The 24,021-nt window shown below is 68.5% G+C and carries 28 protein-coding genes and 1 tRNA gene; 13 read left to right on the forward strand and 16 right to left on the reverse strand.

Features of this window, described 5'->3' with window-relative positions:
• Positions 1–38 precede the first annotated feature (38 nt).
• Positions 39–437 (forward strand): Cu(I)-responsive transcriptional regulator, encoded by a 399-nt coding sequence (gene cueR, locus LE197_RS23700; RefSeq protein WP_003095248.1) that lies wholly within the window; start codon positions 39–41, stop codon positions 435–437.
• On the opposite strand, the gene LE197_RS23705 is transcribed toward cueR, so the two are convergent.
• The 6 genes from LE197_RS23705 to yedA form a co-directional block, all read right to left on the reverse strand.
• Positions 406–972 (reverse strand): nucleotidyltransferase family protein, encoded by a 567-nt coding sequence (locus tag LE197_RS23705; protein WP_003102238.1) that lies wholly within the window; start codon positions 970–972, stop codon positions 406–408. The two genes, cueR and LE197_RS23705, sit on opposite strands and share 32 nt — an antisense overlap.
• On the reverse strand, positions 969–1,862 hold the full coding sequence (locus LE197_RS23710) for an EamA family transporter (protein WP_003161352.1): 894 nt from the start codon (positions 1,860–1,862) through the stop codon (positions 969–971). Before LE197_RS23710 ends, LE197_RS23705 begins: the two co-directional genes overlap by 4 nt.
• A gap of 89 nt (positions 1,863–1,951) precedes the next feature.
• The gene (locus tag LE197_RS23715) at positions 1,952–2,845 is read right to left on the reverse strand and encodes a PA4780 family RIO1-like protein kinase (protein WP_003095255.1); all 894 of its coding nucleotides are present in this window, start codon (positions 2,843–2,845) and stop codon (positions 1,952–1,954) included.
• 123 nt (positions 2,846–2,968) lie between these two features.
• Positions 2,969–4,150 carry a cyclic di-GMP phosphodiesterase gene (locus tag LE197_RS23720; protein WP_196752249.1) on the reverse strand — a complete coding sequence of 394 codons (1,182 nt, stop codon included), beginning with the start codon at positions 4,148–4,150 and terminating at the stop codon, positions 2,969–2,971.
• 107 nt (positions 4,151–4,257) lie between these two features.
• Complete coding sequence (locus LE197_RS23725; protein WP_003102243.1) at positions 4,258–4,503, reverse strand: hypothetical protein; 246 nt, start codon at positions 4,501–4,503, stop codon at positions 4,258–4,260.
• Positions 4,504–4,536: 33 nt separating this feature from the next.
• Complete coding sequence (gene yedA / locus LE197_RS23730; protein ID WP_003161350.1) at positions 4,537–5,427, reverse strand: drug/metabolite exporter YedA; 891 nt, start codon at positions 5,425–5,427, stop codon at positions 4,537–4,539.
• Between the two features lie 154 nt (positions 5,428–5,581).
• On the opposite strand from yedA, the gene LE197_RS23735 reads away from it, so the two are divergent.
• Positions 5,582–6,049, forward strand: a complete 468-nt coding sequence (locus LE197_RS23735; RefSeq protein WP_003095262.1) for an Lrp/AsnC family transcriptional regulator — start codon at positions 5,582–5,584, stop codon at positions 6,047–6,049.
• Positions 6,050–6,372: 323 nt separating this feature from the next.
• On the opposite strand, the gene LE197_RS23740 is transcribed toward LE197_RS23735, so the two are convergent.
• Positions 6,373–7,650: an acetyl-CoA C-acetyltransferase gene (locus tag LE197_RS23740; protein ID WP_003102247.1), complete on the reverse strand. Its 1,278-nt coding sequence runs from the start codon at positions 7,648–7,650 to the stop codon at positions 6,373–6,375.
• Between the two features lie 254 nt (positions 7,651–7,904).
• On the opposite strand from LE197_RS23740, the gene LE197_RS23745 reads away from it, so the two are divergent.
• On the forward strand, positions 7,905–9,260 hold the full coding sequence (locus LE197_RS23745; protein WP_023108802.1) for a 3-oxoacyl-ACP reductase: 1,356 nt from the start codon (positions 7,905–7,907) through the stop codon (positions 9,258–9,260).
• A gap of 111 nt (positions 9,261–9,371) precedes the next feature.
• Here the strand turns inward: LE197_RS23745 and LE197_RS23750 are convergent, their stop codons facing one another.
• Positions 9,372–10,373, reverse strand: coding sequence for an AraC family transcriptional regulator (locus LE197_RS23750; protein ID WP_003095270.1), 1,002 nt, complete (start codon positions 10,371–10,373; stop codon positions 9,372–9,374).
• Positions 10,374–10,633: 260 nt separating this feature from the next.
• Here LE197_RS23750 and LE197_RS23755 point away from each other — a divergent pair, with 260 nt between their 5' ends.
• From LE197_RS23755 to LE197_RS23770, 4 genes are all read left to right on the forward strand, one after another.
• The gene (locus LE197_RS23755; protein WP_010793737.1) at positions 10,634–11,491 is read left to right on the forward strand and encodes a MaoC family dehydratase; all 858 of its coding nucleotides are present in this window, start codon (positions 10,634–10,636) and stop codon (positions 11,489–11,491) included.
• Positions 11,492–11,572: 81 nt separating this feature from the next.
• Entirely contained in the window at positions 11,573–11,878 is a 306-nt protein-coding gene (locus tag LE197_RS23760) for a nucleotide pyrophosphohydrolase (RefSeq protein ID WP_003102255.1), read from the forward strand.
• A complete protein-coding gene (locus LE197_RS23765; protein ID WP_003111303.1) occupies positions 11,875–12,624 on the forward strand; it encodes a methyltransferase domain-containing protein in 750 nt (249 codons plus the stop codon). Before LE197_RS23760 ends, LE197_RS23765 begins: the two co-directional genes overlap by 4 nt.
• A gap of 65 nt (positions 12,625–12,689) precedes the next feature.
• Positions 12,690–13,310 (forward strand): DUF4136 domain-containing protein, encoded by a 621-nt coding sequence (locus tag LE197_RS23770; RefSeq protein WP_019726931.1) that lies wholly within the window; start codon positions 12,690–12,692, stop codon positions 13,308–13,310.
• On the opposite strand, the gene LE197_RS23775 is transcribed toward LE197_RS23770, so the two are convergent.
• Positions 13,295–14,230 (reverse strand): glycerophosphodiester phosphodiesterase family protein, encoded by a 936-nt coding sequence (locus LE197_RS23775; protein WP_003102260.1) that lies wholly within the window; start codon positions 14,228–14,230, stop codon positions 13,295–13,297. The two genes, LE197_RS23770 and LE197_RS23775, sit on opposite strands and share 16 nt — an antisense overlap.
• Before the next feature lie 131 nt (positions 14,231–14,361).
• Between LE197_RS23775 and LE197_RS23780 the strand changes: the two genes are divergently transcribed.
• The 5 genes from LE197_RS23780 (at position 14,362) to LE197_RS23800 (ending at position 17,085) form a co-directional block, all read left to right on the forward strand.
• Complete coding sequence (locus LE197_RS23780; protein ID WP_003095282.1) at positions 14,362–14,925, forward strand: DUF4136 domain-containing protein; 564 nt, start codon at positions 14,362–14,364, stop codon at positions 14,923–14,925.
• A gap of 1 nt (position 14,926) precedes the next feature.
• A complete protein-coding gene (locus LE197_RS23785; RefSeq protein WP_003111411.1) occupies positions 14,927–15,409 on the forward strand; it encodes a GNAT family N-acetyltransferase in 483 nt (160 codons plus the stop codon).
• Complete coding sequence (locus tag LE197_RS23790) at positions 15,399–15,776, forward strand: DsrE family protein (protein WP_003095286.1); 378 nt, start codon at positions 15,399–15,401, stop codon at positions 15,774–15,776. The genes LE197_RS23785 and LE197_RS23790 overlap by 11 nt, the downstream gene beginning before the upstream one ends.
• Entirely contained in the window at positions 15,773–16,240 is a 468-nt protein-coding gene (locus LE197_RS23795; RefSeq protein WP_003102267.1) for a glycine cleavage system protein H, read from the forward strand. The genes LE197_RS23790 and LE197_RS23795 overlap by 4 nt, the downstream gene beginning before the upstream one ends.
• A 116-nt stretch (positions 16,241–16,356) precedes the next feature.
• A complete protein-coding gene (locus LE197_RS23800; protein WP_003114631.1) occupies positions 16,357–17,085 on the forward strand; it encodes a GrpB family protein in 729 nt (242 codons plus the stop codon).
• 22 nt (positions 17,086–17,107) lie between these two features.
• Here the strand turns inward: LE197_RS23800 and LE197_RS23805 are convergent, their stop codons facing one another.
• The 3 genes from LE197_RS23805 to LE197_RS23815 form a co-directional block, all read right to left on the reverse strand.
• On the reverse strand, positions 17,108–17,713 hold the full coding sequence (locus tag LE197_RS23805; protein ID WP_196496113.1) for an AAA family ATPase: 606 nt from the start codon (positions 17,711–17,713) through the stop codon (positions 17,108–17,110).
• A complete protein-coding gene (locus tag LE197_RS23810) occupies positions 17,683–18,483 on the reverse strand; it encodes a class I SAM-dependent methyltransferase (RefSeq protein ID WP_003457217.1) in 801 nt (266 codons plus the stop codon). Before LE197_RS23810 ends, LE197_RS23805 begins: the two co-directional genes overlap by 31 nt.
• Positions 18,484–18,778: 295 nt before the next feature.
• A complete protein-coding gene (locus LE197_RS23815) occupies positions 18,779–19,147 on the reverse strand; it encodes a hypothetical protein (RefSeq protein WP_003114628.1) in 369 nt (122 codons plus the stop codon).
• A 262-nt stretch (positions 19,148–19,409) separates the two neighbouring features.
• Between LE197_RS23815 and LE197_RS23820 the strand changes: the two genes are divergently transcribed.
• Positions 19,410–20,132: a carbon-nitrogen hydrolase family protein gene (locus tag LE197_RS23820; RefSeq protein WP_023108803.1), complete on the forward strand. Its 723-nt coding sequence runs from the start codon at positions 19,410–19,412 to the stop codon at positions 20,130–20,132.
• Positions 20,133–20,172: 40 nt separating this feature from the next.
• Here the strand turns inward: LE197_RS23820 and LE197_RS23825 are convergent.
• From LE197_RS23825 to LE197_RS23840, 4 genes are all read right to left on the reverse strand, one after another.
• Positions 20,173–20,268 (reverse strand) — tRNA-Sec (locus LE197_RS23825).
• A 131-nt stretch (positions 20,269–20,399) separates the two neighbouring features.
• Positions 20,400–21,017, reverse strand: a complete 618-nt coding sequence (locus tag LE197_RS23830) for a class I SAM-dependent methyltransferase (RefSeq protein WP_003095305.1) — start codon at positions 21,015–21,017, stop codon at positions 20,400–20,402.
• Positions 21,018–21,111: 94 nt separating this feature from the next.
• Positions 21,112–22,509: an APC family permease gene (locus LE197_RS23835; protein WP_226033712.1), complete on the reverse strand. Its 1,398-nt coding sequence runs from the start codon at positions 22,507–22,509 to the stop codon at positions 21,112–21,114.
• A 48-nt stretch (positions 22,510–22,557) separates the two neighbouring features.
• Positions 22,558–23,964, reverse strand: coding sequence for an aminotransferase (locus LE197_RS23840; protein WP_003111398.1), 1,407 nt, complete (start codon positions 23,962–23,964; stop codon positions 22,558–22,560).
• Between the last annotated feature and the right edge of the window lie 57 nt (positions 23,965–24,021).

Raw genomic sequence — 24,021 nt, forward strand, 5'->3', positions numbered from 1 at the left:
GATAGGCTAGCGGCTTCGCAACCTCCCAGGAGACCCGGATGAACATCGGTGAAGCGGCGAAGAAAAGCGGACTGACGCCGAAGATGATCCGTTACTACGAGTCCATCGAGCTGCTCCGCCCAGCCGGACGCAGCGCCAGCGGCTACCGCCACTACAACGAGAACGACCTGCATACCCTGGCGTTCATCCGCCGTTCGCGGGACCTCGGTTTCTCCCTCGACGAAGTCGGCAAGCTGCTCACCCTCTGGCAGGATCGCCAGCGTGCCAGTGCCGACGTCAAGGCCCTGGCGGCGCAGCACGTGCGCGAGCTGAATCGCAAGATCGAGGAGCTCAGCACCCTGCGCGACACCCTGCAGGACCTGGTCGAGCACTGCCAGGGCGACCACCGCCCCGACTGCCCGATCCTCAAGGACCTGGCGTCTGGCTGCTGCCACTGATATCTAGCAGCGGCCAGCGCGCCGTCCAGTTCTTCTCCCGCAGGCGCCGCCGGTAGACCTCCGGCTTGCCGGCGAAATGCGCGGTGGGCCGCACCTTCAGCGCCAGCAGGTCGTCGACGCCCAGCGGTGCCAGTAGCTCCAGGCGTTCGCCGACGAGCCGCAGCGCCACCGCCGTGCACGTTTCCGCCCAGTGGCACAGCGCATCGGCGCAATCCCGGTAGGGCCGGTCGCCGTTGCGCAGGTGCATGCGCGCCTGGTTCTTCACCGACCAGGGTGCCTCGCAGCGACGGCGCAACGCGGCCTCGAAGTCGGCGTCGGCCTGCGGGTCGAGGGCCCGCGGGGCGAAATGAAGTACGTCGATGTCCGCCAGCGGCGTGGCTTCGCCGTAGCCATGCAGATGGTCCCATACCGCGTTGCGCACGAAGCCGGCGCCGATCCAGGCGCCCTCCGGGCCGACCTCGCGCAGCACGCGGAGCAGATGCAGGCGCGAGGAATCGGCGGCGATCAGCGCGAGGATGTCTTCCGCCGTTTTCATCCCAACCGCCGCACCGGCCAGGCGAAGCGTCGCAGCAGGCTGGCCGGCAACAGGGTGATGGCCAGCCCGACGAACACCAGCGCGCAGGCCAGCAGGCTGTCCAGGTCGAGGCGTTCGCCGAGCAGCAGCCAGCCGGCGAGCATGCCCGACACCGGCACCGCCAGGGCGAACGGGGTCACCAGGCTGGCCGGGTAGTGGCGCAGGAGGAAACTCCAGATGGCGAAGCCCACCGTGGTCGCGCCGAAGGCGATGTAGAGCAGCGCGCCGAAGCCGCCCCAGCTCATGTTCAGCACTGCGCGCTCGATGGCTTGCGGACCTTCGAATAGATAGGAAAGCGCCAGCAGCGGCAACGGCGGGACCAGGCTGACCCAGCAGATCAGGCGCAGCATGTCGGTGGCCCCGGAACGCTTGGTGGCGATATTGGCGAAGGACCAGGCCAGCGCTGCGGCGACCACCAGCAGGAATGCCAGCAGGCTGTCTCCCAGCGGCCGTTCCAGGCCGATCAGGACCAGCCCCGCCGCCGCCAGCAGGAGGCCGAACAACCCGCGCGGCGACGGCCGCTCGCCCAGCCATAGGGCGGCGATGAGGATGGTGAAGAATACCTGGCTCTGCAGCACCAGCGACGACAGCCCGGCCGGCATGCCCTGGGCCATGCCGACGAACAGCAGGCCGAACTTGACCACCCCGAGGAGCACGCCGATCAGCAGGATGCGTCCGAACGGCGCCGGCATCGGCCCGCGCAGGACCAGCAGCGGCAGCGCCGCCAGGGCGAAGCGCAGGGCGCAGAACAGCAGCGGCGGGAAGTCGCCGAGGCCGACCTTGATCACGACGAAGTTCAGACCCCAGATCAGGGTCACCAGCAGGGCGAGCAGGATATGTGCAACAGGCATGGCGGCCTCCGGAAAACTTCAGGCCACGCTAGCAGTTGCGTGCGCAAGGGTCGCGATACAGTTGGCGGGAAAAAACATCCGCCAGCCGCTCACTGCAACCAGGGCGGCGGCGGTTCCTCGCGCTCGCCACGCGGCGCGTCGTCGGCCTGGCGCAGCGCCTGGCGACGCGCCTCCTCGCGCTGCGCGGCCTCGATCTCGCGGAGCACCGCGCGCACGTCGGCGGCCTCTTCGGCTTCGACGAAGGTGCCGCTGAGCGGGGTTTCCGCTGTCAGCTCGCCGGCTTCGTAGAGCGCCCACATTTCCTTGGCATAGCGGGTCTGCCTGAGTTCCGGGGCGAAGCGGCCGAAGTAGGCGGCCATGTTGCCGACGTCGCGTTCGAGCATGCTGAACGCATGGTTGTTGCCGGCCGCGTCGACCGCCTGCGGCAAGTCGATGATCACCGGGCCATCCGGACCGAGCAGGACGTTGAACTCGGAGAGGTCGCCGTGCACCAGGCCGGCGCAGAGCATGGCGACGATCTGGCGGATCAGGAAAGCGTGGTGGCGCCGTGCCTCGTCGGGCTCCAGCGTCACGTCGTTGAGACGCGGCGCAGCATCGCCGTCGGCGTCCGCCACCAGTTCCATCAGCAACACGCCATCGAGGAAATCATAGGGCTTCGGCACCCGCACACCGGCCCCGGCGAGACGGAACAGGGCCGCCACTTCGGCATTCTGCCAGGCTTCCTCCTGTTCGCGGCGGCCATACTTCGAGCCCTTGGCCATGGCCCGCGCCTGGCGGCTGTTGCGGACCTTGCGGCCCTCCTGGTACTCGGCGGCCTGGCGGAAGCTGCGCTTGTTGGCTTCCTTGTAGACCTTGGCGCAACGCAGGCTGTCGCCGCAACGCACCACATAGACCGAGGCTTCCTTGCCGCTCATCAGCGGGCGCACGACCTCGTCGATCAGACCGTCTTCGATCAATGGTTCCAGGCGTCTGGGTGTCTTCATCGGTGCTACGCGGTTCCTCGAGGCCAATGTGTAAGGCAAAGGGTCTGACGTTATACGGCAAACGCCGTGCCGAGCACAGCCGGACGCGCCGGCTTTCCGCCGGACTGCGCACCGATCGGCGTACTAGGCCGGTGGCGCGGTGAGTTCGATGCTTTCCGCCACCGCCTGTTCCAGCCGCTGCATCTCCACGTCCAGCGCCTCGGCGCTGTCGGCGTAGCGCCGGGCAACCTCGGCGAAAGCGTCGGCCACGGCGACGAAGGCCTCCACCAGCCGTGGGTCGAATTCACTGCCGGCGCCGGCCTGGATCAGCAGCACCGCCTCGGCATGCGCCAGCGGCGGCCGGTAGGCGTGCCGGCTGGTCAGTTCATCGTAGCGGTCGGCCAGGGCGACGATCCGCGCCGCCAGGGGAATCCGCTCGCCCGCAAGGCCTTCCGGAAAGCCCCGGCCATCCCAGCGTTCGTGATGACTGTAGGCGATCTGCCGGGCGAAGCGGAGGAATCCGGAAGGCTGGCCGAGCCGCCGCTCGGCGCTGGCCAGGGCGTCGCGCCCGGCGCGGGTATGGCCCTGTAGCAGGGCGGTGTCGGCAGCGTACAGTTGCCCGGGGTTGAGCAGGACCCGGTCGGGCACCGCGACCTTGCCGATGTCATGCAAAAGCGCCGACTTGCTCAGCAGGTCGACAGCCTCCGGAGTCAGCTCGTCGGCGAACGCCCGCTGCGCCGCCAGGCGCTCGGCGAGCAGCCTGACATAGCGCTCGATACGCGGAAGATGGCGGCTGCGCGGGTTGTCGCGAAGATCGCCAAGGGTCGCCAGGGCTTCGATGACGGCGTCCTGCAACTGTTGCAGCTGGCGCGTGCGACGGCGCACTTCGAGTTCCAGGTATTCGCTCTTGTCGCGCAGGAAATCGGCATTGGCCTTCAATTGCAGATGGGTACGCACCCGCGCCAGGACGATCGGCGGGCTCACCGGCTTGCCCAGGTAATCCACCGCGCCCAGGGCCAGGCCCTGTTGCTCGTCGTCGCGATCGGCGCGGGCAGTGAGGAACATCAACGGGATGTCGCGGGTCAGCGGATCGGCCTTGAGCCGTCGGCAGACCTCGTAGCCGTCCATGCCCGGCATGTTCACATCGAGCAGGATCAGGTCCGGGCGCGGCTCTTCGACGGCCGCCCGCAGCCCGGCCGGGCCGCTGCCGGCGGTGCGCACGCGGTACTGCTCCTCGAGCAGCTCGCGCATCAGCAGCAGGTTGTCCGGGGTGTCGTCCACCACCAGCACGAGTTCCTGCTCGGGCCTGTCCAGCATGCTCTCCATCGCCCCTCCGGCCTTCGCTACGGGGCCGCCTGGCGGCGACCGTCATTCCGTATTGAAGACGCTGGAGACGACTTCTGCACGTCCGGTCAGGCGCCCGGGGCGACCGTTCAGGGCGTCAGGCGGAAACGCAGTGGCGAATCCTCGGCCTCGGCGCCGTTCTCGCTCTCGCCGAAGGCCCGGCGCTCGATGGGGTCCTGGCCGAAATACTCCTTGATCGGCGACTCGATGGCCTTGCCGCCGGGGCTCACGTGACTGGCGCAACCGCCAAGGAACACCAGGACCACACCGATGACCAGCGCTTTCATCTTCGTACCCCCGTCAGCCCGGCCCATCCGGGCGCTGCGCCGCAGCATGGCGCAGCCCGCCTTAGGGATCGCTTAAGGCATTCAGGCGGCGGCGCGGCTGGCGCGCCACTGGGGCAGGCCGATGAGCACCACGGCGCTGATGATCACCGCCATCGCCAGCCCCTCGATACCGCCGATCCGCTCGCCGGCGAACAGGGTGCCGAGCAACACCGCCACCGCCGGATTGACGTAGGCATAGCTGGTGGCCGCCGCCGGCCGTACGTTGCGCAGCAGGTACTGGTAGGCGCTGAAGGCGATGATCGAGCCGAACAGGATCAGGTACACCAGCGCCAGCCAGCCGCTGGTGCTCGGCCAATGCTCCAGGCGCTCGCCGCTGGCCAGGCTGCCGACCAGCAGCACCGCGCCGCCGACCAGCATTTCCGCGGCGCTGGCCATCGGTCCGGCCGGCAGCGACAGGCGCCGGCTCCACACCGAGCCGAAGGCCCAGGACGCGGCGGCGAACAGGATCAGGCCGGCGCCGGCAGGGCTGGCCTGGAGGTTCGAACCGAGGTTGAGCAGGACGATGCCGAACAGCCCGAGCACGATGCCGCCCCATTCCAGGGTGGTGTTGCGCTGGCCGAACAACTGGCTGAACAGCAGGGTGAACAGCGGCACCGTAGCCACCGCGAGGGCCGCCACCCCGGAAGACACGCCCCAGTGCTCGGCCACCGTCACCCCGCCGTTGCCGCAACTGAGCAGGAGGATTCCGACGACCCCCGCGCCGCGCCACTCGCGCCAGGTCGGCAACGGCGCGCCGCGCCAGCGCAACCAGGCGAACATCAGGCCGCCGGCGATGACGAAGCGCACCCCGGCCATCAGCATCGGAGGCCAGGACTCGACGCCGAAGCGGATCGCCAGGTAAGTGGAGCCCCAGATGAAGTACAGGGCGAAGAACGCACCGAAAAGCAACAGCGGAAGGCGACGGGCAGGCATGGAAAGCACTCGACAGGGCAGGCGGGAGAAAGACTTCATTTTATGAGGTCGCTACCCGCCGGTTAAGGCACAGCCGCTGGTTATCGGGACGTAACACTTTTCTTTCCATGGAAATCGGCCATGCTTTCCGTCGATTCGACAACCGGGATCCATCATGGACAAATACGACCGTGCGCTCCTCGCCGCCCTGATCGACAACGGCCGCCTGACCTTCGCCGAACTGGCCCGGCGCATCAACCTGTCGCCCCCGGCGGTAGCCGACCGGGTGGCCAAGCTGGAGGCCGAAGGGGTGATCACCGGCTACCACGCCTCGGTGAACCTGGCCAAGCTCGGCCTGCCCATCGAGTGCGTGATCGAACTGCGGATCACCGAGAAGGATTGCCAGTCAGTGCTCGACGAACTGGCCCGGATCCCCCAACTGACCCTCTGCCACCGGATCACCGGCGACGCCTGCGTGCTGATGAAGGCCGCCGTGGCTTCGATGCCGGAGCTGCAGGACCTGATCGACCGGCTGATGAAGTTCGGCATCAGCAAGACCTCGATGATCCTCTCCACCCCCTTCGCCGACCGCCAGCCGGCAAGCCTGCGGGGGCAGGACGGCAATGGCGGATGTGCGGCGTGAGCCCTACGCCGGGGTTATCCGGCAGGCGTCGGGATCCGTACTTCATCGCCGCCACGAACCCGAACGGTAGGGCGCATAACGCCAACGGCGTTATCCGCCGCAGCGGCACTCCCGGCCGATAGCGGAGCCGCCCTCACCCCAACTCTCTCCCTGAAGAGAGAGGGGATTCTCCGTACAAGCGTCGAATTCGCTGTCTCCAACGCCGCCGACGAACCCGAACCGTAGGGCGCCAGCAAAAAAAAAGGCGGTCCCGTTCGCACGGCACCGCCCAAGTCACGGAGTTGCTTACATCGTCGAGCGACAAGGCCGCTCGCCCTATTGGATTACCGCTCGATGATCGCGGTCACACCCTGCCCACCGGCGGCGCAGATGGAAATCAGCCCGCGTCCCTGCTCCGCCAGCGAGAGCAGCTTGGCCAGGTTGGCGACGATCCGTCCTCCCGTGGCGGCGAACGGGTGGCCGGCGGCCAGTGAGCTGCCCTTGACGTTGAGCTTGCTGCGGTCGATGGAGCCCAGCGGCTGGTCGAGGCCGAGGCGGGTCTTGCAGTACTCGGGGTCTTCCCAGGCCTTCAGGGTGCAGAGCACCTGGGCGGCGAAGGCCTCGTGGATCTCGTAGTAGTCGAAGTCCTGCAGACTCAGGCCGTTGCGTGCCAGCAGCCGCGGCACCGCGTAGACCGGCGCCATCAGCAGGCCCTCCTGGCGATCGACGAAGTTCACCGCCGCCGCCTCGCCGTCCTTGAAATAGGCCAGGATCGGCAGGCCGCGCGCCTTCGCCCACTCCTCGCTGGCCAGCAGTACCACCGAGGCGCCGTCGGTCAGCGGCGTCGAGTTGGCCGCCGTGAGGGTGCCGCGCGAACCGCGCTCGAACACCGGCTTGAGGGTGCCGATCTTCTCCAGGTCGATATCCGGGCGCAGGTTCTGGTCGCGGGTCAGGCCGCGGAACGGCGTCATCAAGTCGTTCTGCCAGCCCTCCTCATAGGCCGCGGCCAGCTTGTGGTGGCTCTCGAAGGCCAGCCTGTCCTGCTCGTCGCGGGGAATCTGCCAGGTCTGCGCCATCAGTTCGCAGGACTCCCCCATCGACAGCCCGGTGCGCGGCTCGCCGTTGCGCGGGATGGCCGGGACCACGTGGCGCGGGCGGATCTTCAGCAGGCTCTTGAGCTTGTCCAGGTTGCTCTTGCCGCGGTTGGCCTCGAGGAGAATCTTGCGCAGGCCCTCGTTGACCCCGATCGGCGCGTCGGAAGTGGTATCGACGCCGCCGGCGATGCCGCTGTCGATCTGCCCGAGGGCGATCTTGTTGGCCACCAGGATCGCCGCCTCCAGGCCGGTACCGCAGGCCTGCTGGATATCGTAGGCCGGGGTTTCCGGGGCCAGGCGCGAACCGAGCACGCATTCGCGGGTCAGGTTGAAGTCGCGCGAATGCTTCAGCACGGCGCCGGCCACCACCTCGCCAAGGCGCTCTCCGTGCAGGTTGTAGCGCTCCACCAGGCCTTCCAGGGCGGAAGTGAGCATCTCCTGGTTGCTCGCCGTGGCGTACACGGTGTTCGAGCGGGCGAAGGGAATACGGTTGCCGCCGACAATGGCGACCCGGCGCAGCTGGGTCATGGAAGAACTCCTTGCTGGAATCGTTTACGCCGAGCCGAGGCTCGACCCGTTAACTGAGCGGTCAGTGGCGCACAGGCTAACCTTAGCCGGTCGCGTCGCATTGGCCGCCCTGCCGTTATCCCGGTCAGCGCGGTCAATTGCGGCGAACAGGTGGCTGCGTAGAGTTGTCCACACTGTTACCCGCGTTCCCTCGGCATCGTTGGCCGGCGGAATCCACCTTCAGCCTTGGAGCCTTTCCACCGGGAGCCCGTTCCATGACCGATCGTTACATCGCCTTCGCCAACTCCCCCGTCGGCCGCCGCCTGGTTGGCGCCGTCGGCCTTCCCTCCCCGCTGCGCCTGGAGCGCTGGCAGGCCGGCCGGGTACGGCCGGTGGACGGCCCGCTGGTGATCGGCGGGAGCGGCGCGCTGGCCGAGGCCGTGCTGCCCTTCTCCGGCAAGCTGACCGACGCGGTGTTCGCCGCCGTCGAGGGACAGTTCGAGCTGCCGCGCTGGACCGCCGAGCACAGCCCGCGGGCCAAGGCGGTGCTGTTCGACGCCAGCGGCCTGACCCGCTTCGAGCAGTTGGTGGCGCTGCGCGACTTCTTCCAGCCGGTGCTCAAGGGCCTCGACAAGTGCCCGAAGGTGGTGGTCCTCGGACGCCCCCCCGAGTCTCTCAAGGACCCGGTCGCCGCCAGCGTGCAACGCAGCCTGGAAGGTTTCACCCGCTCCCTGGGCAAGGAAATCCGTCGCGGCGGCAACGTGCAGTTGCTGTACGTCGGCAAGGGCGCCGAGGACCAACTGGAAGGCGCACTGCGCTTCTTCCTCTCGCCGAAGAGCGCCTACGTCTCCGGCCAGGTGATCCGTCTTGCCGCCAACAGCGCCCAGGTCCACGACTGGAGCAAGCCGCTGGCCGGCCAGCGCGCACTGGTCACCGGCGCCGCCCGCGGCATTGGCGCGGCCATCGCGGAAACCCTGGCGCGCGACGGCGCGGAAGTGGTGCTGCTCGACGTGCCGCCGGCCAGGGAGGCCCTCGAAGGCCTCGCCGCGCGCCTCGGCGGCCGTGCCGTGGCCCTCGACATCTGCGCCGCGGACGCCGGGCAGCAACTGGTGGACGTGCTGCCTGAGGGCGTCGATATCGTCGTGCACAACGCCGGGATCACCCGCGACAAGACCCTGGCGAAGATGAGCAGCGACTTCTGGAACTCGGTGATCAACGTCAACCTCAATGCCCCGCAGGTGCTGACCCAGGCCCTGCTCGACGGCGGCAAGCTGCATGACAACGGCCGGGTGGTGTTGCTGGCGTCGATCAGCGGCATCGCCGGCAACCTCGGGCAGAGCAACTACGCGGTGAGCAAGGCCGGCCTGATCGGCCTGGCCCAGGCCTGGGCGCCGGCGCTGGGCAAGCGCGGCATCACCATCAACGCGGTGGCGCCGGGCTTCATCGAGACGCAGATGACCGCCGCCATTCCGCTGACCATCCGCGAGGCCGGCCGGCGGATGAACTCCATGAGCCAGGGCGGCCTGCCGCAGGACGTCGCCGAAACGGTGGCCTGGTTCGCCCAGCCGTCGTCCGGCGCGGTCAGCGGCCAGGTGCTGAGGGTGTGCGGGCAGAGCCTGCTGGGGGCCTGAGGCGGCCCCTGACTCCCCGGCAACAGGACGCCGACCCGGTAGGGCGGATAACGCCAACGGCGTTATCTGGCCCTGCACCGGGAAACCACCGGTAGCCCCTTCGGACAGGCCCTACCCGCGCCCCTGCTGCCCGCGCCGGCGGAACTCCACCGGCGTCTCGCCGACCCAGCGCTTGAACGCGCGATAGAAGGTGCTCGGCTCGGAAAACCCGGTGCGTTCGACGATCACTTCGATGCGCTCGTCGGTCTTCAGCAGCAGTTCCTTGGCCAGTCGGCAGCGGTAGTCGGTGACCAGGTCGTTGAAGCGCACCCCGGCCATCGCCAGGCGTTCGCGCAGACGTCGGGCCGGCATGCCGAGGCGCGCGGCGACCTGCTCCAGGGTGGCGCCTCCGTCCACCAGCAACTCGCCGATCAGTTCGCGGACCTGGCGCACCAGGTCCAGGCGCTCCACCTCGGCCAGTTGCCGGCGCGCCAGCGACTCGTGCATGCGCAGCAGTTCCGGGGCGGCGTGGCGCGAGGGTTTGTCCAGCACCGCGGCATCGAATACCAGCGCGTAGCGCGGCATGCCGAGGATCGTCGGGCAGCCGTAGACCGCACGGTAGCGCTCCATCGGCGCGCCGGTTTCGTTCATCAGTTGCACTTCCAGCGGCTTGAACTCGCCCTCGGTGAGCGCGCCGAACAGGCGGATCACCGCGCCGGCGAGCATTTCCGGGAAGTGGCGGTTGATCGCCGGCGATTCGCCCAGCGACAGCACCGCGCGCTCGCCCTCCACCTCCAGTTGCGCCTGCAGGGTGTCGGACAGCAGGCGTACGTAGCGCAGGGAATGGCGCAGGCCGGCGCCGAAGGTATCGCTGGAGAGGAACAGGTATTCCAGGAGCAGGCCGTGGAACGCCGGCAGGTGCTCGGCCAGGTGCAGGCCGACATGCTCTTCGCCGCACTCGTCGGCGGCGGCCTTCCAGAACAGGTTCTGTGCGGAATGGGGGAAACGGCCGGCCGGCAGGCCACCCGGCGGCAGCCCGACACGGACCAGGACCCGGTCCGGATCGCAGCCGCTGGCGCGCAGGGCGTCGATCACCGGGCGCATCAGCGCTACATCGTCGGTCAGATCACGCATGGTGTTTTTTCTAGTTATCCATGGGGCGGGCCCATCTTAGGCAGCTTTGCCATCCCCTCTCAAGGAGAGGCCATAGAAATAACCCATCCCGCATGACGGAAAAACCCTCAGATCGACTAGCCGCCGGCGTGGTCGAAAATCTCGATGCAGACGCATCCCGGAGCCGATTGACCGCCCTGCCAGCGGCGTCGGCCAGGCGGCCAATGCCTGCTGCGGGTGCTCGACTAAGCTGACAGCCACCTATTTCGAGGAGATGTCCAATGCCCACCGCCTGGCTCGACCTGCCCGCCCCACCCGCCCTGCCCGGCCTGTTCCTGCGCGCCGCACTGCGCCGCGGCATCCGCGGCAAGGCCCTGCCCGAGCGCGGCCTGCGCAGCGAGGTCACGGTGGACCCGAAGCACCTCGAGCGCTACCGCCAGGTCTGCGGCTTCCGCGACGACGGCCTGCTGCCGCCGACCTACCCGCACATCCTCGCCTTCCCGCTGCAGATGGCGCTGCTCACCGACAAGCGCTTCCCCTTCCCGCTGCTCGGCCTGGTCCACCTGGAGAACCGCATCGACGTGCTGCGCGCGCTCGGCGGCCTCGGCCCGTTCACCGTGAGCGTCGCGGTGGAAAACCTGCAACCGCACGACAAGGGCGCCACCTTCAGCATCGTCACCCGCCTGGAAGACCAGCTTGGCCTGCTCTGGGTCGGCGACAGCAAGGTGCTCTGCCGCGGCGTCAAGGTGCCCGGCGAAATTCCGCCGAAAGCCGAGCAGGAGCCGCTGCCGCTGGAGCCGATCGACAACTGGAAGGCGCCCGCCGACATCGGCCGGCGCTATGCCCGTGCCGCCGGCGACTACAACCCGATCCACCTGTCGGCGCCCAGCGCCAAGCTGTTCGGCTTTCCCCGCGCCATCGCCCACGGCCTGTGGAACAAGGCTCGCAGCCTGGCCGCCCTCGGCGAGCGGCTGCCGGCCTCGGGCTATCGGGTCGAGGTGCGCTTCCAGAAGCCGGTGCTGCTGCCGGCCAGCCTCACCCTGCTGGCCAGCGCGGCGGCGGCGGACGGCCAGTTCAGCCTGCGCGGCAAGGACGACCTGCCGCATATGGCCGGGCATTGGAGCCGGCTACAGGGCTGACGCCGGTCCGCCATGCCTTGAAGCTTCGGGCGCAAAGCCCGAAGCTATGCGGCTGCTTACCGCCACCGCGAAGAATCCCCCATGGACCTGCACGAACTCACCGCGCGCCTGCACGCCATCCGCGACCGCAACGACTGGCGCCAATTCCACAGCCCGAAGAACCTGGCCATGGCCGCCAGCGTCGAGATGGCCGAACTGGTGGAGATCTTCCAGTGGCTGACGGAAGACCAGTCGCGCACGCTGTCGGCCGAGCAGCTCGAACACGCTGGCCAGGAAGTTGGCGACATCGTCCTTTATCTGCTGCTGTTCTGCGGGGAAACCGGCCTCGACCTGGAACAGGTGGTGCGCGCCAAGCTGGCCGACTGCGAACGGCGCTTCCTGCCATGAGCGACCGCCATTTCGACGAACTGGCGACGCGCTTCGCCGAAAAGATCTATGGCGGCGCCAAGGGTGCGATCCGCCTCGCGGTACTCCAGGCCGACCTCGCCGAGGCCCTCCCGGAGCGACCTCTGCGGGTCCTCGACATCGGCGCCGGGCTCGGCCACATGTCGCTCTGGCTGGCCGCTCGCGGCCACCGCGTAACCCTCGCCGAGCCAGCGCAACCCATGCTCGACGGCGCCCGCCAGCGCTTCGCCGAAGCCGGGCAGGCCGCCGAATTCATCCAGGCGCCCTGGCAGGAACTGCTCGGCCAGCTCACCGAGCCCTACGACCTGGTGCTCTGCCACGCCGTGCTCGAGTGGCTGGCCGAACCCCATGCGATCCTGCCGGTGCTGCACCAACTCTGCGCACCCGGCGGCTGGCTGTCGCTGGCCTTCTACAATCGCGACGCGCTGATCTACCGCAACCTGCTCAAGGGCCACTTCCGCAAGCTGCGCAAGGAACGCTTCGCTGGCGAGGGGCAGAGCCTGACCCCGCAGCGCCCGCTCGACCCGCGCGAGCTGGAACAGGCGCTGGCAGCGCGTTGGCGCATCGAGGCGCGCAGCGGCGTGCGGGTGTTCCACGACTACATGCCGAGCGAGTTCCAGGCCAAGGCCGAACGGCTCGACCTGGTGGAAATGGAACTGGCCTACCGCCGCCACCCGGCCTTTGCCGGGCTTGGCCGCTACCTGCACTGGCTGTGCCGCCCGCAATGAAAGGCGCAGAATGCAGTCTGAGCCTGCAAGGGCCGCCGACGTAGCGCGGCCACGGAGCGTCGAGCATGCAATCGCGACTGTTGATCCTGCCGTTACTCGCCAGCCTGGCCGCCCTCGGTGCCTGCCAGGGCGACAATCCCTACCGTGCCAGCTCCCTGCCCTACCCGCCGCAGCCGGCCGCCGCGGCCAATCCCGGCCTCGATCCCGGGGCCTATCCGGCGGCGCCGCGCGACTACGCCCGCTACCGTAGCTGGAGCTGGGCCGCCGCCGGGGTCAGCGGCTTTCCCCAGGGCCTGGACGACAACCAGTTGCGCGACGCCGTCAGCCAGCAGCTCGACCAGCGCGGCCTGCGCCCGGCGCGGCCGGGCAGCGCGGCCGACCTGCAGGTCAGCGCGTTCCTGCGCAACGAACTGCGCACCCGCCAGGTCACCGACTACTACGGCGGCTACTACGGCAACTACGGCGGCTGGCGCGATCCCTGGTACGGCTATGGCGCCAGCTACCCGGTGACCCGCAGCTACACCGTGCAGGTCACCGTGGTCCGCGTCGAGCTGAACGACGCCCGCAGCGGCCAGCCGGTGTGGGGCAACAGCGCCGAGTTCGACTCCGGCGACTCCGCCAGCGAACAGGCCAAGGCCCTGCGCGAAGCGGTGAAACGGGCGCTGTCGAGCTACCCGCCGGGCTGATCGGCGAGCACCCGGCGGCGGATCGCCTCCATCTTCCTGGGCGAGTTGCTCATCACCGCGTCGGCGCCCAGGGCGCGCGCGGTGCGGTAGTCCTCGGCGGTCTCGATGCCGAACATCACCACCTTCACCGGCTCGCGGCGCACGCAGTCCATCGCTTTGCGCGTCCACAACTGCGCCGCCGGCACCTTGTAGGAAGACTCGCCAAGGGTGAAGCGCTCGGTCACCGTCAGTTCGCGGCGCAGCTCGATGCCCATCCAGGTGCCGCCGGCCGGCGGTGCCTCGCAGCGCTCGCCGAAGGCCAGGCCGACCAGGCGGTTGCGCGTCGCATCGCGGCTTTCGAACTGTCGCGCGCGGTCCGCGTAGCGCTGCGTCAGGTAGTCGTTGGCGGCCTTCTCGGTGGAATAGAAACGCACCCGCGACCAGGCCTTCTGCCGCTCCAGCTCGCCGGCCACGGCATCGACCAGCGGCTCCACCGGCAGCGACTTCATGTCGAGGAACACCGGCACCTGCGGCGGGATCGCCCGCAGCGCCTGGCGCAGCGTAGGAATCCGCAGCGGCTTCTGGCGGTAGGGATAGCTGCCGTCCTCGGCCTTGAACATATAGCCGGCGTTCAAGCGCGCCAGCTCGGCCAGGCTCGACTGGCCGACCGCGCCGGCGCCCTGGGTCAGGACCGCCAGGTCAGCGGGGCGATAGAGCACCGGATGGCCATCGGCGCTCAACTGCACCGACAACCATAGCGCGTCGGCGCCGTTGTCCAGCGCCTTGCGGATCGCCAGCAGGGTGTTCTCCGGGTAGTCCGCGGTGCCGGCGCGATGGGCCACCAGCAGCGGGCCCGGGCCATCCGCCGGTACCACCGAGCGTGCCTCGACGCAGCCGGTCAGCGACAGGCCCAGCAGCAGGATCGCAATACTTCGATTCATTTCATTCTCCCGTCGCGCCCTATAGGGCGGGTGCTCGCCAACGTTACTTGTGGAGACGCTTCAAACCCGCGTTTCCTCTTGCCTTTCATCCGGCGCTGAGCTTGGATGTGAACTCTGACTGGAGAAAAACCATGATCCGCCGAATCCTGCTGCTCGGCCTGCTCCTCAGCCTCGCAGCCTGCGAAACCACCCAGCTCGACCGCGACTTCGACAGCTCCCGCGACTTCGCCGCCTACCGTAGCTGGAGCTGGTCGCAACCCGCCTTCGAATACCGCCCCGACGACCCACGCATCAAGAGCGACCTCACCGAGCAACGCATCCGCGAAGCCGTCGCCCAGCAGCTCGACCAGCGCGGCCTGCGTCCGGCCCAGGGCAACGCCAGGGGCGACGTCACGGTGCGCGCCTACCTGATCGTCGACGATCGCCAGGACCAGATCACCACCAACTACGGCGGCGGTTACTGGGGCGGCTACTGGGGAGGATACTGGGGCGGCCCGGCGATGGCCGAGACGCGCACCGTGAATTACAAGGTTGCCACCCTCCAGGTCGACCTGTTCGACGGCAAGGACGGCAAGCTGGTCTGGCGCGGCAGCGGCGAGCAGATCATGCGCACCAGCCCGCCGAGCCCGGCCGAGCGCGAGCAGGCGATCCGCGAGACGGTGCAGAAAGTCATGTCGCAATACCCGCCGCGCTGACATGCAGCTCAGCCACCGCCCGGCGGAGACCGGTGACCTGGAGACGGTCGCCGGCTTCCCCCAGGACCGCGACGAACTCTTCTATTGCTACCCCAAGGCGATCTGGCCGTTCAGCGTCGCCCAGCTGGCCGCCGCCATCGCCGAACGCCGCGGCAGCACCGTGGCCGTGCACGACGGACAGGTGCTCGGCTTCGCCAACTTCTACCAGTGGCAGCACGGCGACTTCTGCGCCCTCGGCAACATGATGGTGGCGCCCGCCGCGCGCGGTCTGGGCGTGGCCCGCTACCTGATCGGGGTCATGGAAAACCTCGCCCGCGAACAGTACAAAGCGCGCCTGATGAAGATTTCCTGCTTCAACGCCAACGCCGCCGGGCTGCTGCTCTATACCCAGCTCGGCTACCAGCCGCGCGCCATCGCCGAACGCCACGATCCGGACGGCCGGCGCGTGGCGCTGATCCAGATGGACAAGCCCCTTGAACCCTGACACCCACGCCCAGCGCGTCCTCATCATCGTCTCCAGCGGCCCGAGCACCCCGGCCCGCTGCGCCGCGCCCTTCCACACCGCCACCCTGCTGGCCTGCATGGACGCCGAGGTGACCCTGTTCCTCAGCGGCGAAGGCGTGCAGTTGGCCCGCCGCGCCGTCGCCGACCAGTTGCGCGCGCTGGACGGCGGCGAGCCGCTGCGCCACTTCATCCGCCAGGCCCGCGAGGCCGGCGCGCGCCTGCTGATGTGCCGCCAACCCGGGGTGAACATCGACGAAAGCGAACTGATCGAGGAACTCGACGAAATCTCCAGCGGCGGCGAACTGGCACGGCTGATCCTCGAATCCGAGCGGGTGCTGACCCTATGAGCGCGAACCTGCACGGCCTGGAGTTCCCCGACGGGCTGTTCTACGCCCCGGACTACAACCTGTGGTTGCGCGAGGAAGTCGACGGCAGCCTGACCCTGGGCCTGAGCGCCTACGGCTGCGCGCTGTATGGCGAAATCTTCGCCTTCACCCCCAAGCGCGACGGCTGGCACATCGAACGCGACCGCAGCTTCGGCGTGGTCGAGTTCGCCAAGGCTGCCTCCTCGGCCCGCAGCCCGTTGGCCGGGACCCTGCTGGCGAGCAACCCGGCGGTGGTCAAGCGCCCGGCGCTGATCAACCGGGATTGCTACGGCGAGGGCTGGATGGTACGGCTGCAACCGGACGACTGGGCCTCGGCGCGGAGCGCGTTTCTCCAGGGAGACGCGGCGCGGGAGGCATTCGCCGAGCGCATGCGCCTGGATGGGTTCGATCCGCAGCATCCAGGGGTGCAGGCACTGGACTTCTGAGACTCCCGGGTTTTACCCGCACCCCGCTCGCGGAAGGCGGATAACGCCGCTGGCGTTATTCGCCCTACCCCAGCTCTCCATCGCCGCCAATCTCCCGCATATCCCCGGAGTCCGCCATGTCCTCACCCCAACCGCCCCGCTTCGACGGCCAACGCTGGAGCAACGCCGACGACGACCGCATCGAGGTGCTGCCTGCCGACCCCGCCTGGCCACAACACTTCGCCGCCGAAGCCGAGGCCATCCGCACGGCGCTGGCGCTGCCCGGGCTGGGCATCGAGCATGTCGGCAGCACCGCGGTGCCCGGGCTCGACGCCAAGCCGATCATCGACATCCTCCTGCTGCCGCCGCCCGGCCACGATCCGCAGCGGCTGGTAGCCCCGCTGGAGGGCCTCGGCTACCAGTTCTGGCGCGAGAACCCGAACACCCAGCGGATGTTCTTCGTCAAAGGCATGCCGCCCTTCGGACATGGCCGCACCCACCATGTCCATGTCATGCCCCTGGCCCAGGCCGACCGCTACCTGCTGTTCCGCGACTGGCTGCGCAACCACCCCGACGACGCCCGCCTCTACGCCGAAACCAAGCACGCCCTGGCCCGCCGCTACCCCACCGACCGCGAGGCCTATACCCGTGGCAAGGACGAGGTCGTCGCAAGGATTCTCGGCCGGGCGCTGGCGGCGACGCGGCACCCAATGATACAGAGTGGCCTGGTAAGGGGAGAACGCGAAATGCACGCCAGGGAACTGCGTGAAACGCTGGTCGCCGGCGCGGAATCGACGCCAGGCGGCCCCGCCGATACAGCCTATTTCGAGTCGCTGCGCAGCCGGGTAAGCAAGCCCCAGGACTGAGGCGGATAGCGTGCTTCGCTCACTACTGCGACTGTGCGAGCACGGCTTCCACCAACCTCTCGATCACCTCCCCCACCCTCCCCGGCTCGCCAACCTCCACCCAGCGCAAATGCGCGAACCGCGGATCCTCGCGCAGGCCGGTGTATTTGCGGCGGTTGCCTGCGAAGGTGGTCCATGACCAGAGCAGGATCGAATCCCTGGAGCAGAACGCCATCCGCAGCGATTCACGGTTGCCGTGGGACAGGCGGGTGCGCAGCAGGCCCCGGGCCAGGGTGCGGCGAAGGACCCGGGAGAACACCGTCCAGCGCCCGAAATTCAGCCATACCACGTGGGTGGCGCGGCCCCAGAGCAACTCGCGGACGGCGCTGTAGTTGCCGTCGGCGACCCAGCGCGGCGCCGTCGTCGCCCGCTCCACGGCGTGCTCGAAGCGTTCGTGGGGCACGGCTTGCCAGCCGGGGCCCCAGTAGAGTCGGTCGAGTTCGACATGCGTACAACCCAGCCTGGCGGCCAGCGCGGCGGAGAAGGTCGACTTCCCGGCCCCGCTGGTGCCGACCACCACCACACGCAGCGGCGCGCCTCGCCCGGCCTCGACGCAGGTCATGCCTTGACCGCGACCAGCGTGTAGCACATCGGGATCGCCAGCGGTCCGTCCTCGTAGAGGTCGTAGAGTTCCTCGCGGTTCGAGTGCGGGTACTCCTTGAAGTGACTCAGGCGCAGGCCGGCGCCGAGCAACCCGCCGAGGATGTCGCCGAGCGGGTGGACGTACCAGTAGCTGGCGATGCCGGTATCGCTGCCGCTGCCTTCGTAGACGATGGCCTCCCGGGATACGTGGGGCGTGTCGGTGAAGTAGTCGTTGCGCAGTTCGAACGGTCGCTCCGACTCGGGTTCGAGCATCTCCAGGAACGGGTGGGTCTCATAGATCGCCAATTGCCCGCCCGGCTTCAGCAGACCGCTCACCGAGGCGAAGAAGCGCGCGATGTCGGGCATCCAGTTGAGCACACCGATGGTGATCAGCAGCAGGTCGAACTGACCGTTCAGCTCGACCGGCAGCTCGTAGGCATTGGCTTCGACGAAACGCGGCTGATGCGGCGAGCGCTCGGCCAGTTGCCGCGCCTGGGCGAGGAAGGCGGCGGACTGGTCGATCCCCACCGCCCGCGCGACGCCGAAGGCGTACAGCGAAAGCACTTCCCGGCCGTTGTTGCAGCCGACCTGGACCGCCGCCTTGCCGGCCAGGTCCAGATTGCGCAGCACGCCAGCCAGGGTCTCGTCCAGGCAACTGAAGCCGGTTTCCTGTACCGCCAGCGACAATTCCTGCCAGCCACTGCCACGCAGGTGACTGTCGGCGGACGCGTCCCAGGCGCGTCGGTTGCTTTCCACCGCGTGTTCAAGATCCGTCATGCGAAAACCTCAGAAGTGTTCCCAGGAAGGCCAGCCGAGTCGCGAACCCGCAGCCCACTCAATCGCGGAATTGCAGCCCGATATGGGCTCGGCAGTCGCGTCGTTCCAGGCTGCCTTCCTGGAAAGCGCCGCAGGCGCGGTTTCTCAGAGGCAGCGTCTGTTCCACCACGGTCACCCGCACCTCGTTCGCCGGTTGGCGCTGCTCGGCGGGTCGCGGCGCCTGACGCCGGCCGTTCAGGTTGTCGGCCCCGCCTGGCGGGATGCGCCGGCGCGTCGCGGCGATCCGCCTGCATGCTCAATAGAGACCGGTGGCGCTGCCCCGCTCGAACAGCGGCACCTGGTTGGCCAGGATCATGTTGTAGCTGAGCATGAACGGCACCCCGCCGCCGCTTTCGGCGATCTGGCCTACCCAGCCGATGGGGTTGTTGAACAGCGATTCGTCGGGGCTGAGCACGCCGACGGCGGCGCTGTCCGGGTCGCCGTCCCAGGTCACGTCGCCCCAGTGCCAGCCGAGGCCACGCACGTACTGCGCGCCGATCAGCGCGCCGAGGGCGAAGACCGCCTCGTCGTCGAGGCTGCGCCCCTGCTCCCTCGCATCGCGCACGTAGTCGGTGACGGCGGCGACGATCTGCGCCGGCGTCTCGTCCGCGGCGACGCCAAGCAAGGCGAGCCCCTGTGCCTGCAGCTCCGCCAGTTGCTGTTGCAGGTCCGTTGAAAGCGGATTGATCTCGGCCATCCCTGTTCTCCCGAGGCAAGCGTGCGCACCCGTCCGTCGGGCGCGCCATGAAGCGCGTTATCTTACGGCTTCGCGGCGACGAAAGCGCCCTCCCCAGCCAAACGTAGCGCAGCCGCTAATCGCCTCTTCCCGGAAATGCTGCCTTCGGCTCTACTGGCGAATTTGTGCCATCCATACCCGAGACAGCCCCATGACGCTGATCGCCGCCGCCCAGAGCTGCGCCCACCCCGCCGACCTGCCACGCAACCTCGACGACCACCTGCGCCTGATGCGTATCGCCCAGGCACGGGGCGTGCGCCTGCAGGTGTTTCCCGAACTGTCGCTCACCGGCTACGAACCCAGCGCTGCCGCCGCCCTCGCCCAGCCGGCGGACACGCCCCTGCTGCAACCGCTGCGCCAGCTCGCCGAGCAGGCACGGATGACCACGGTGGTCGGCCTGCCGCTGCGCTCGCCGAAGCATGCCAAGCCGCTGATCGCCGCCCTGATCCTCGGCGCCGACGGCAGCCTCGGCGTCTATGCCAAGCAGCACCTGCACGCGGGCGAGGAACGCCACTTCTCAGCCGGCGACGGCGGCCCCCTGCTGGAGATCGACGGCCTGCCGATGGCGTTGGCGGTCTGCGCCGACTTCAGCCAACCCAGCCACCCGGCCCACGCCGCCCGTGCCGGCGCTCGCCTCTACATCGCCAGCGCGCTGATCGGAGAAAACGGCTACCCGGCCGACTCGGCCCTACTGGCCGGTTATGCCCGCGAGCACGGAATGGGCGTGCTGCTGGCCAACCATGGCGGGCCGACGGGTGGCTGGAAGGCGGCGGGCAGGAGTGCGTTTTGGAATGAGCGGGGAGCGCTGGTCAGGGAGACGACGGGGACGGGTGAGAGGCTGCTTCTGCTGGAACGGACCGAGATAGACGCTTGATCCTGTGAGACACGATGGCCGCCGAAAGCGAGCGGAGAATTGGCGGAAGGCAGTGGGAGTCGAACCCACCCAGGAACGGCTGCCGTCCCCCACCGGATTTGAAGTCCGGCCACGCCACCGGGCGTGATTGCCTTCCTCTTTGATTTGCAAGAGGTTTTCCTCGAGACGGGAGCTTATCAGGCCGGGGTCCGAAGAAGAAATGCCGGATGTCATGGAAAGTCGTTCGCATGGCCGGGCGAGCAGAGCGTAGCCCAGCCTCGGAGCACTTCACAGGCGTTTCAGGCAATGGCAGTAGACGAAGTGCTGGACCCGGCCGGCGGGAGTGACGTGGTGTTCGTCGCGGTGCTCGGTGAGCTGGAAGGCGGAGCCGAACTCGGCGTGCAGTTCGTCGGCGTCGTAGCGCATGACTGGCAGGCCGCTGCATTCGGTCGGGCCGTCGGCGGCGAAGGTGGCGACGATCACGTGGCCGCCGTGGCGGACCGCCTTCATCACCTGGCGCACGTAGGCGCGGCGGGCTTCGGCAGTGGTAAGGAAGTGGAACACGGCGCGGTCGTGCCAGACATCATAGGTGGCTTCCGGCAGGTCGACGCCGGTAATGTCGCCGGCGATCCAGCGCACCTCTTCGCCGCGCGCGCCGAGGCGGTTGCGGGCGACGCGCAGGGCGGCGTCGGAAAGGTCGAGCACCGTCAGGTCGCCGAAGCCTTCGGCGAGCAGGCCGTCGACCAGGGTCGAGGCGCCGCCGCCGACATCGATGATCGCCGCCTCGCGGGGCGCGCCGATGCGTCGGATCAGGTCGAGGGACAGCGTGGCCTCGGCCTGGAACCAGCTCACCGCGTCGGACGGCTTGCTCTCGTATACCCGTTGCCAGTGCTCTCGTTCGGACATGACGACCTTCTCCGTGTTGCGCTGCGACCCATTACCCACCAAGGGCGTTAACGGCACATTAACGCCATAGGCGGTGTTGCGACAGGGCCGCTCCTCAACCGTAGGCACCGCGCAGCGACATCACGCCGCGCCTTCGCGCCGCCTGGCGGATCAGCAGTTCGCCCACGGCCAGGGCCAGCGCCACGCCGCCGACGATCTTGCCGGCGTAGGCCCAGTCCATCGGCGCGCCGGGGGTGACGACGAACAGGCAGATGCCGGCCAGCACATGCAGCGCGACGAACAGCGCCCAGAGACTGGCCAGGCGGTCGCCCAGCGGCATCCGGTAGGGCCGTGGACGCGGGTCGGCGCGGCGCAGGCGGACGAAGGCCAGGCACATCAGCACATAGGGCATCATGAAAACCATGGCGAAGATCGACAGCAGGGTCCAGAACAGTTCCTCGGCAGTGTGCGCCACCAGGCCGTAGAGCAGCAGCAGGACGATGCTCACCGCCGAGGCCAGCACCGCCGAGCCGATCGGCGTGCCGTGGCGCGAATGGACCACGCCGAACAGCGCCGGCAGCTCGCCGGCCTTGGCCGCTTCCACCGCGGCACGGTTGGTGCCCATGCTCCAGGTGACCATGTTGGTGAAGAGGGTGAACAGGACGAAGGCGCCGACCAGGTCGGCGAGCATCCCGCCGGCGCCGTCGTGGCCGTAGATGTTGTAGAGGGTATGGGCGAAGATCCGGGTGACGTCGGTTTCCTCGGCCGGTACCGCGGCCAGCACGCCGAGGGTGCCGAAGATGTTGAAGGCGCCGACGATCAGCCCGGAGATCAGCACCGCGCGCGGGATGTCGCGGCGCGCGTTGCGCATCTCCGCGGCGCTGCAACAGGCCAGCTCGGTCCCCATGATGCCATAGACCATCACTCCCAGCGCGGCCATCTGGCCCGGCGAGGACGGGACGATGGAGTCCAGGCTGAAGTCGTTGGCGAAGCCATGGTTCCAGCCGGAGTGCAGGCCGCCGACGCCCAGGGCGAGCACCGCGAGCAGCTTGAGCAGCGCGCCGAGGTTCGGCAGCCACTTGCCCAGGCGCAGCGCGACCACGTTGAACGCCGCGGTGAGCAGCGCCAGGGCGATGCCGATGGCGATCTTGCCCCAGAGGCTCAGTTCGGGGAAATAGAAGGCGCCGAGCATGCTGCCGAACAGGGTGTAGACCGAAGGCATCCACAGTGCGTTGTTGACCCAGTACATCCATGACACCCGGGCCCCCCAGCGGAAGCCGAAGGCGCTGCGCACCCAGTGGTAGACGCCGCCGTTGGCGGGGAAGGCGGTGCCCAGCTCGGAGGTCATCATGGCCATCGGCAGGAACAGCAGGACCAGCACGTAGAGCCACCAGAACAGGCTCGACGGACCGAGGGAGGAAGCCAGGGCGATCTGGTCCATGAAGAGCATCGCCGAGACCGTGTAGAGCACCACATCGCGCAACCGCAGGACCTTGTTCTTGTTGTCGTCCATTGGGGTTCTCCTGAATGTTCGGGTGGGGCGCCGGCGGCGCCCCGGCGCTTACCGGTGACCGGCGCGGACAAGATCCTCCACGGTTTCCTCGATGCTCTCGCGCAGCACCCGGACCACGGTATCGACCTGTTCGCGGGTGAGGATCAGCGGCGGCGACATCACGTTCAGGTGGACGATCGGACGAACCAGCAGGCCGCGCTTCTGCGCCCGCAGGTGGACCCACTCGCCGATGTTCAGGCTTTCCGGAAACAGCGCCTTGCTCGCCTTGTCGGCGACGAACTCGACACAGGCCATGAAGCGCATCCCGCGCACGTCGCCGACGATGGGCAGGTCGCGGAGACTTTGCAGGCGCTCCTCGAAGTAGCGGCCGACCTCGTCGGCGTGGGCGAGCAAGCCCTCGCGCTCGATGATCTCGATGTTCTTCAGCGCCGCCGCGCAGGCCACCGGGTGGCCGGAGTAGGTGAAACCATGGCTGAAGCAGCGGCCCTTGTCCGGCTCGGCGATCACCTCCCAGATGCGCCGGGAGAAGATGCACGCGCCCAGCGGCTGGTAGCCGGAGGTGAGGCCCTTGGCGGTGAGGATGATGTCCGGCTGTACGCCGAACACCGCCTGGCTGGCGAAGAAGTGGCCGAGGCGGCCGAAGGAGGTCACCACTTCGTCGGAGATGTACAGCACGTCGTAGCGCTGGCACAGCTCCCACATCCGCCGGTGGTAGCCCGCGGGCGGGACGATCACGCCGCCGGAGCCGAACACCGGCTCGGAGATGAACGCCCCCACCCGGTCGGCGCCCAGTTCGAGGATCTTGCGTTCGAACTCCTCCACCAGGCCATCGAGGAACTCGGCCTCGCCCACTCCTTCCGGAGCGCGGTAGTAGTAGGGACAGGCAAGGTGGTGGATGCGCTCGTCGAGGAAGTCGAACTCGGCCGGCCGGTCGGCGCTCTTGCCGCCCAGCGACATGCCGAGGAAGGTCGAGCCGTGGTAGGCGTTGATCCGCGTGATGACGTGCTTCTTGGCGCGCTTGCCGCGGCAGTTCTGGTAGTAGTGCATGAGGCGGATCGCGGTGTCCACGGCGGTGGAACCGCCGGTGGTGAGGAACACGTGGTCGAGGTCGCCGGGGGCCAGCTCGGCGAGCTTGCGGCAGAGTTCGATGGCACGCGGGTTGGCCATGTCGCAAAAGGGATTGGAATAGGCCAGCAGGCGGGTCTGCTCGGCCACGGTGCGAGCCATTTCCTCGCGCCCCAGGCCGATGTTGGTGCACCACATGCCGCCCACCGCGTCGAGGTAGCGGTTGCCGGCGGTGTCGTAGATATAGGCGCCGTCGCCGGCGGCGATGTTCAGCGAGCCGTTGACGCGGTGGTCGTCGAACACGTGGTAGCCGTGCATGTAGTGGGCCTGGTCGGCACGGACCAGGTCGGCGTCGCCGAGGGGGGACGTGGCGTGCAGTCTTGCGTTCATCGGGCTGTCGCTCTTCTCGGATGGATGCTCCGAGGGTGCAAGAGCACCGCGCGGCGG

The organism is Pseudomonas sp. PS1(2021) (genome assembly GCF_020405165.1).
In the GTDB taxonomy this organism is placed as follows: Bacteria; Pseudomonadota; Gammaproteobacteria; order Pseudomonadales; family Pseudomonadaceae; genus Pseudomonas; species Pseudomonas aeruginosa.

Excerpts from the sequence above, each read along its gene's own strand:
- cueR (WP_003095248.1), top strand. The coding sequence starts at position 39 with ATGAACATCGGTGAAGCGGCGAAGAAAAGCGGACTGACGCCGAAGATG.
- LE197_RS23705 (WP_003102238.1), bottom strand. The coding sequence starts at position 972 with ATGAAAACGGCGGAAGACATCCTCGCGCTGATCGCCGCCGATTCCTCG.
- LE197_RS23710 (WP_003161352.1), bottom strand. The coding sequence starts at position 1,862 with ATGCCTGTTGCACATATCCTGCTCGCCCTGCTGGTGACCCTGATCTGG.
- LE197_RS23715 (WP_003095255.1), bottom strand. The coding sequence starts at position 2,845 with ATGAAGACACCCAGACGCCTGGAACCATTGATCGAAGACGGTCTGATC.
- LE197_RS23720 (WP_196752249.1), bottom strand. The coding sequence starts at position 4,150 with ATGGAGAGCATGCTGGACAGGCCCGAGCAGGAACTCGTGCTGGTGGTG.
- LE197_RS23725 (WP_003102243.1), bottom strand. The coding sequence starts at position 4,503 with ATGCTGCGGCGCAGCGCCCGGATGGGCCGGGCTGACGGGGGTACGAAG.
- yedA (WP_003161350.1), bottom strand. The coding sequence starts at position 5,427 with ATGCCTGCCCGTCGCCTTCCGCTGTTGCTTTTCGGTGCGTTCTTCGCC.
- LE197_RS23735 (WP_003095262.1), top strand. The coding sequence starts at position 5,582 with ATGGACAAATACGACCGTGCGCTCCTCGCCGCCCTGATCGACAACGGC.
- LE197_RS23740 (WP_003102247.1), bottom strand. The coding sequence starts at position 7,650 with ATGACCCAGCTGCGCCGGGTCGCCATTGTCGGCGGCAACCGTATTCCC.
- LE197_RS23745 (WP_023108802.1), top strand. The coding sequence starts at position 7,905 with ATGACCGATCGTTACATCGCCTTCGCCAACTCCCCCGTCGGCCGCCGC.
- LE197_RS23750 (WP_003095270.1), bottom strand. The coding sequence starts at position 10,373 with ATGCGTGATCTGACCGACGATGTAGCGCTGATGCGCCCGGTGATCGAC.
- LE197_RS23755 (WP_010793737.1), top strand. The coding sequence starts at position 10,634 with ATGCCCACCGCCTGGCTCGACCTGCCCGCCCCACCCGCCCTGCCCGGC.
- LE197_RS23760 (WP_003102255.1), top strand. The coding sequence starts at position 11,573 with ATGGACCTGCACGAACTCACCGCGCGCCTGCACGCCATCCGCGACCGC.
- LE197_RS23765 (WP_003111303.1), top strand. The coding sequence starts at position 11,875 with ATGAGCGACCGCCATTTCGACGAACTGGCGACGCGCTTCGCCGAAAAG.
- LE197_RS23770 (WP_019726931.1), top strand. The coding sequence starts at position 12,690 with ATGCAATCGCGACTGTTGATCCTGCCGTTACTCGCCAGCCTGGCCGCC.
- LE197_RS23775 (WP_003102260.1), bottom strand. The coding sequence starts at position 14,230 with ATGAATCGAAGTATTGCGATCCTGCTGCTGGGCCTGTCGCTGACCGGC.
- LE197_RS23780 (WP_003095282.1), top strand. The coding sequence starts at position 14,362 with ATGATCCGCCGAATCCTGCTGCTCGGCCTGCTCCTCAGCCTCGCAGCC.
- LE197_RS23785 (WP_003111411.1), top strand. The coding sequence starts at position 14,927 with ATGCAGCTCAGCCACCGCCCGGCGGAGACCGGTGACCTGGAGACGGTC.
- LE197_RS23795 (WP_003102267.1), top strand. The coding sequence starts at position 15,773 with ATGAGCGCGAACCTGCACGGCCTGGAGTTCCCCGACGGGCTGTTCTAC.
- LE197_RS23800 (WP_003114631.1), top strand. The coding sequence starts at position 16,357 with ATGTCCTCACCCCAACCGCCCCGCTTCGACGGCCAACGCTGGAGCAAC.
- LE197_RS23810 (WP_003457217.1), bottom strand. The coding sequence starts at position 18,483 with ATGACGGATCTTGAACACGCGGTGGAAAGCAACCGACGCGCCTGGGAC.
- LE197_RS23820 (WP_023108803.1), top strand. The coding sequence starts at position 19,410 with ATGACGCTGATCGCCGCCGCCCAGAGCTGCGCCCACCCCGCCGACCTG.
- LE197_RS23830 (WP_003095305.1), bottom strand. The coding sequence starts at position 21,017 with ATGTCCGAACGAGAGCACTGGCAACGGGTATACGAGAGCAAGCCGTCC.
- LE197_RS23835 (WP_226033712.1), bottom strand. The coding sequence starts at position 22,509 with ATGGACGACAACAAGAACAAGGTCCTGCGGTTGCGCGATGTGGTGCTC.
- LE197_RS23840 (WP_003111398.1), bottom strand. The coding sequence starts at position 23,964 with ATGAACGCAAGACTGCACGCCACGTCCCCCCTCGGCGACGCCGACCTG.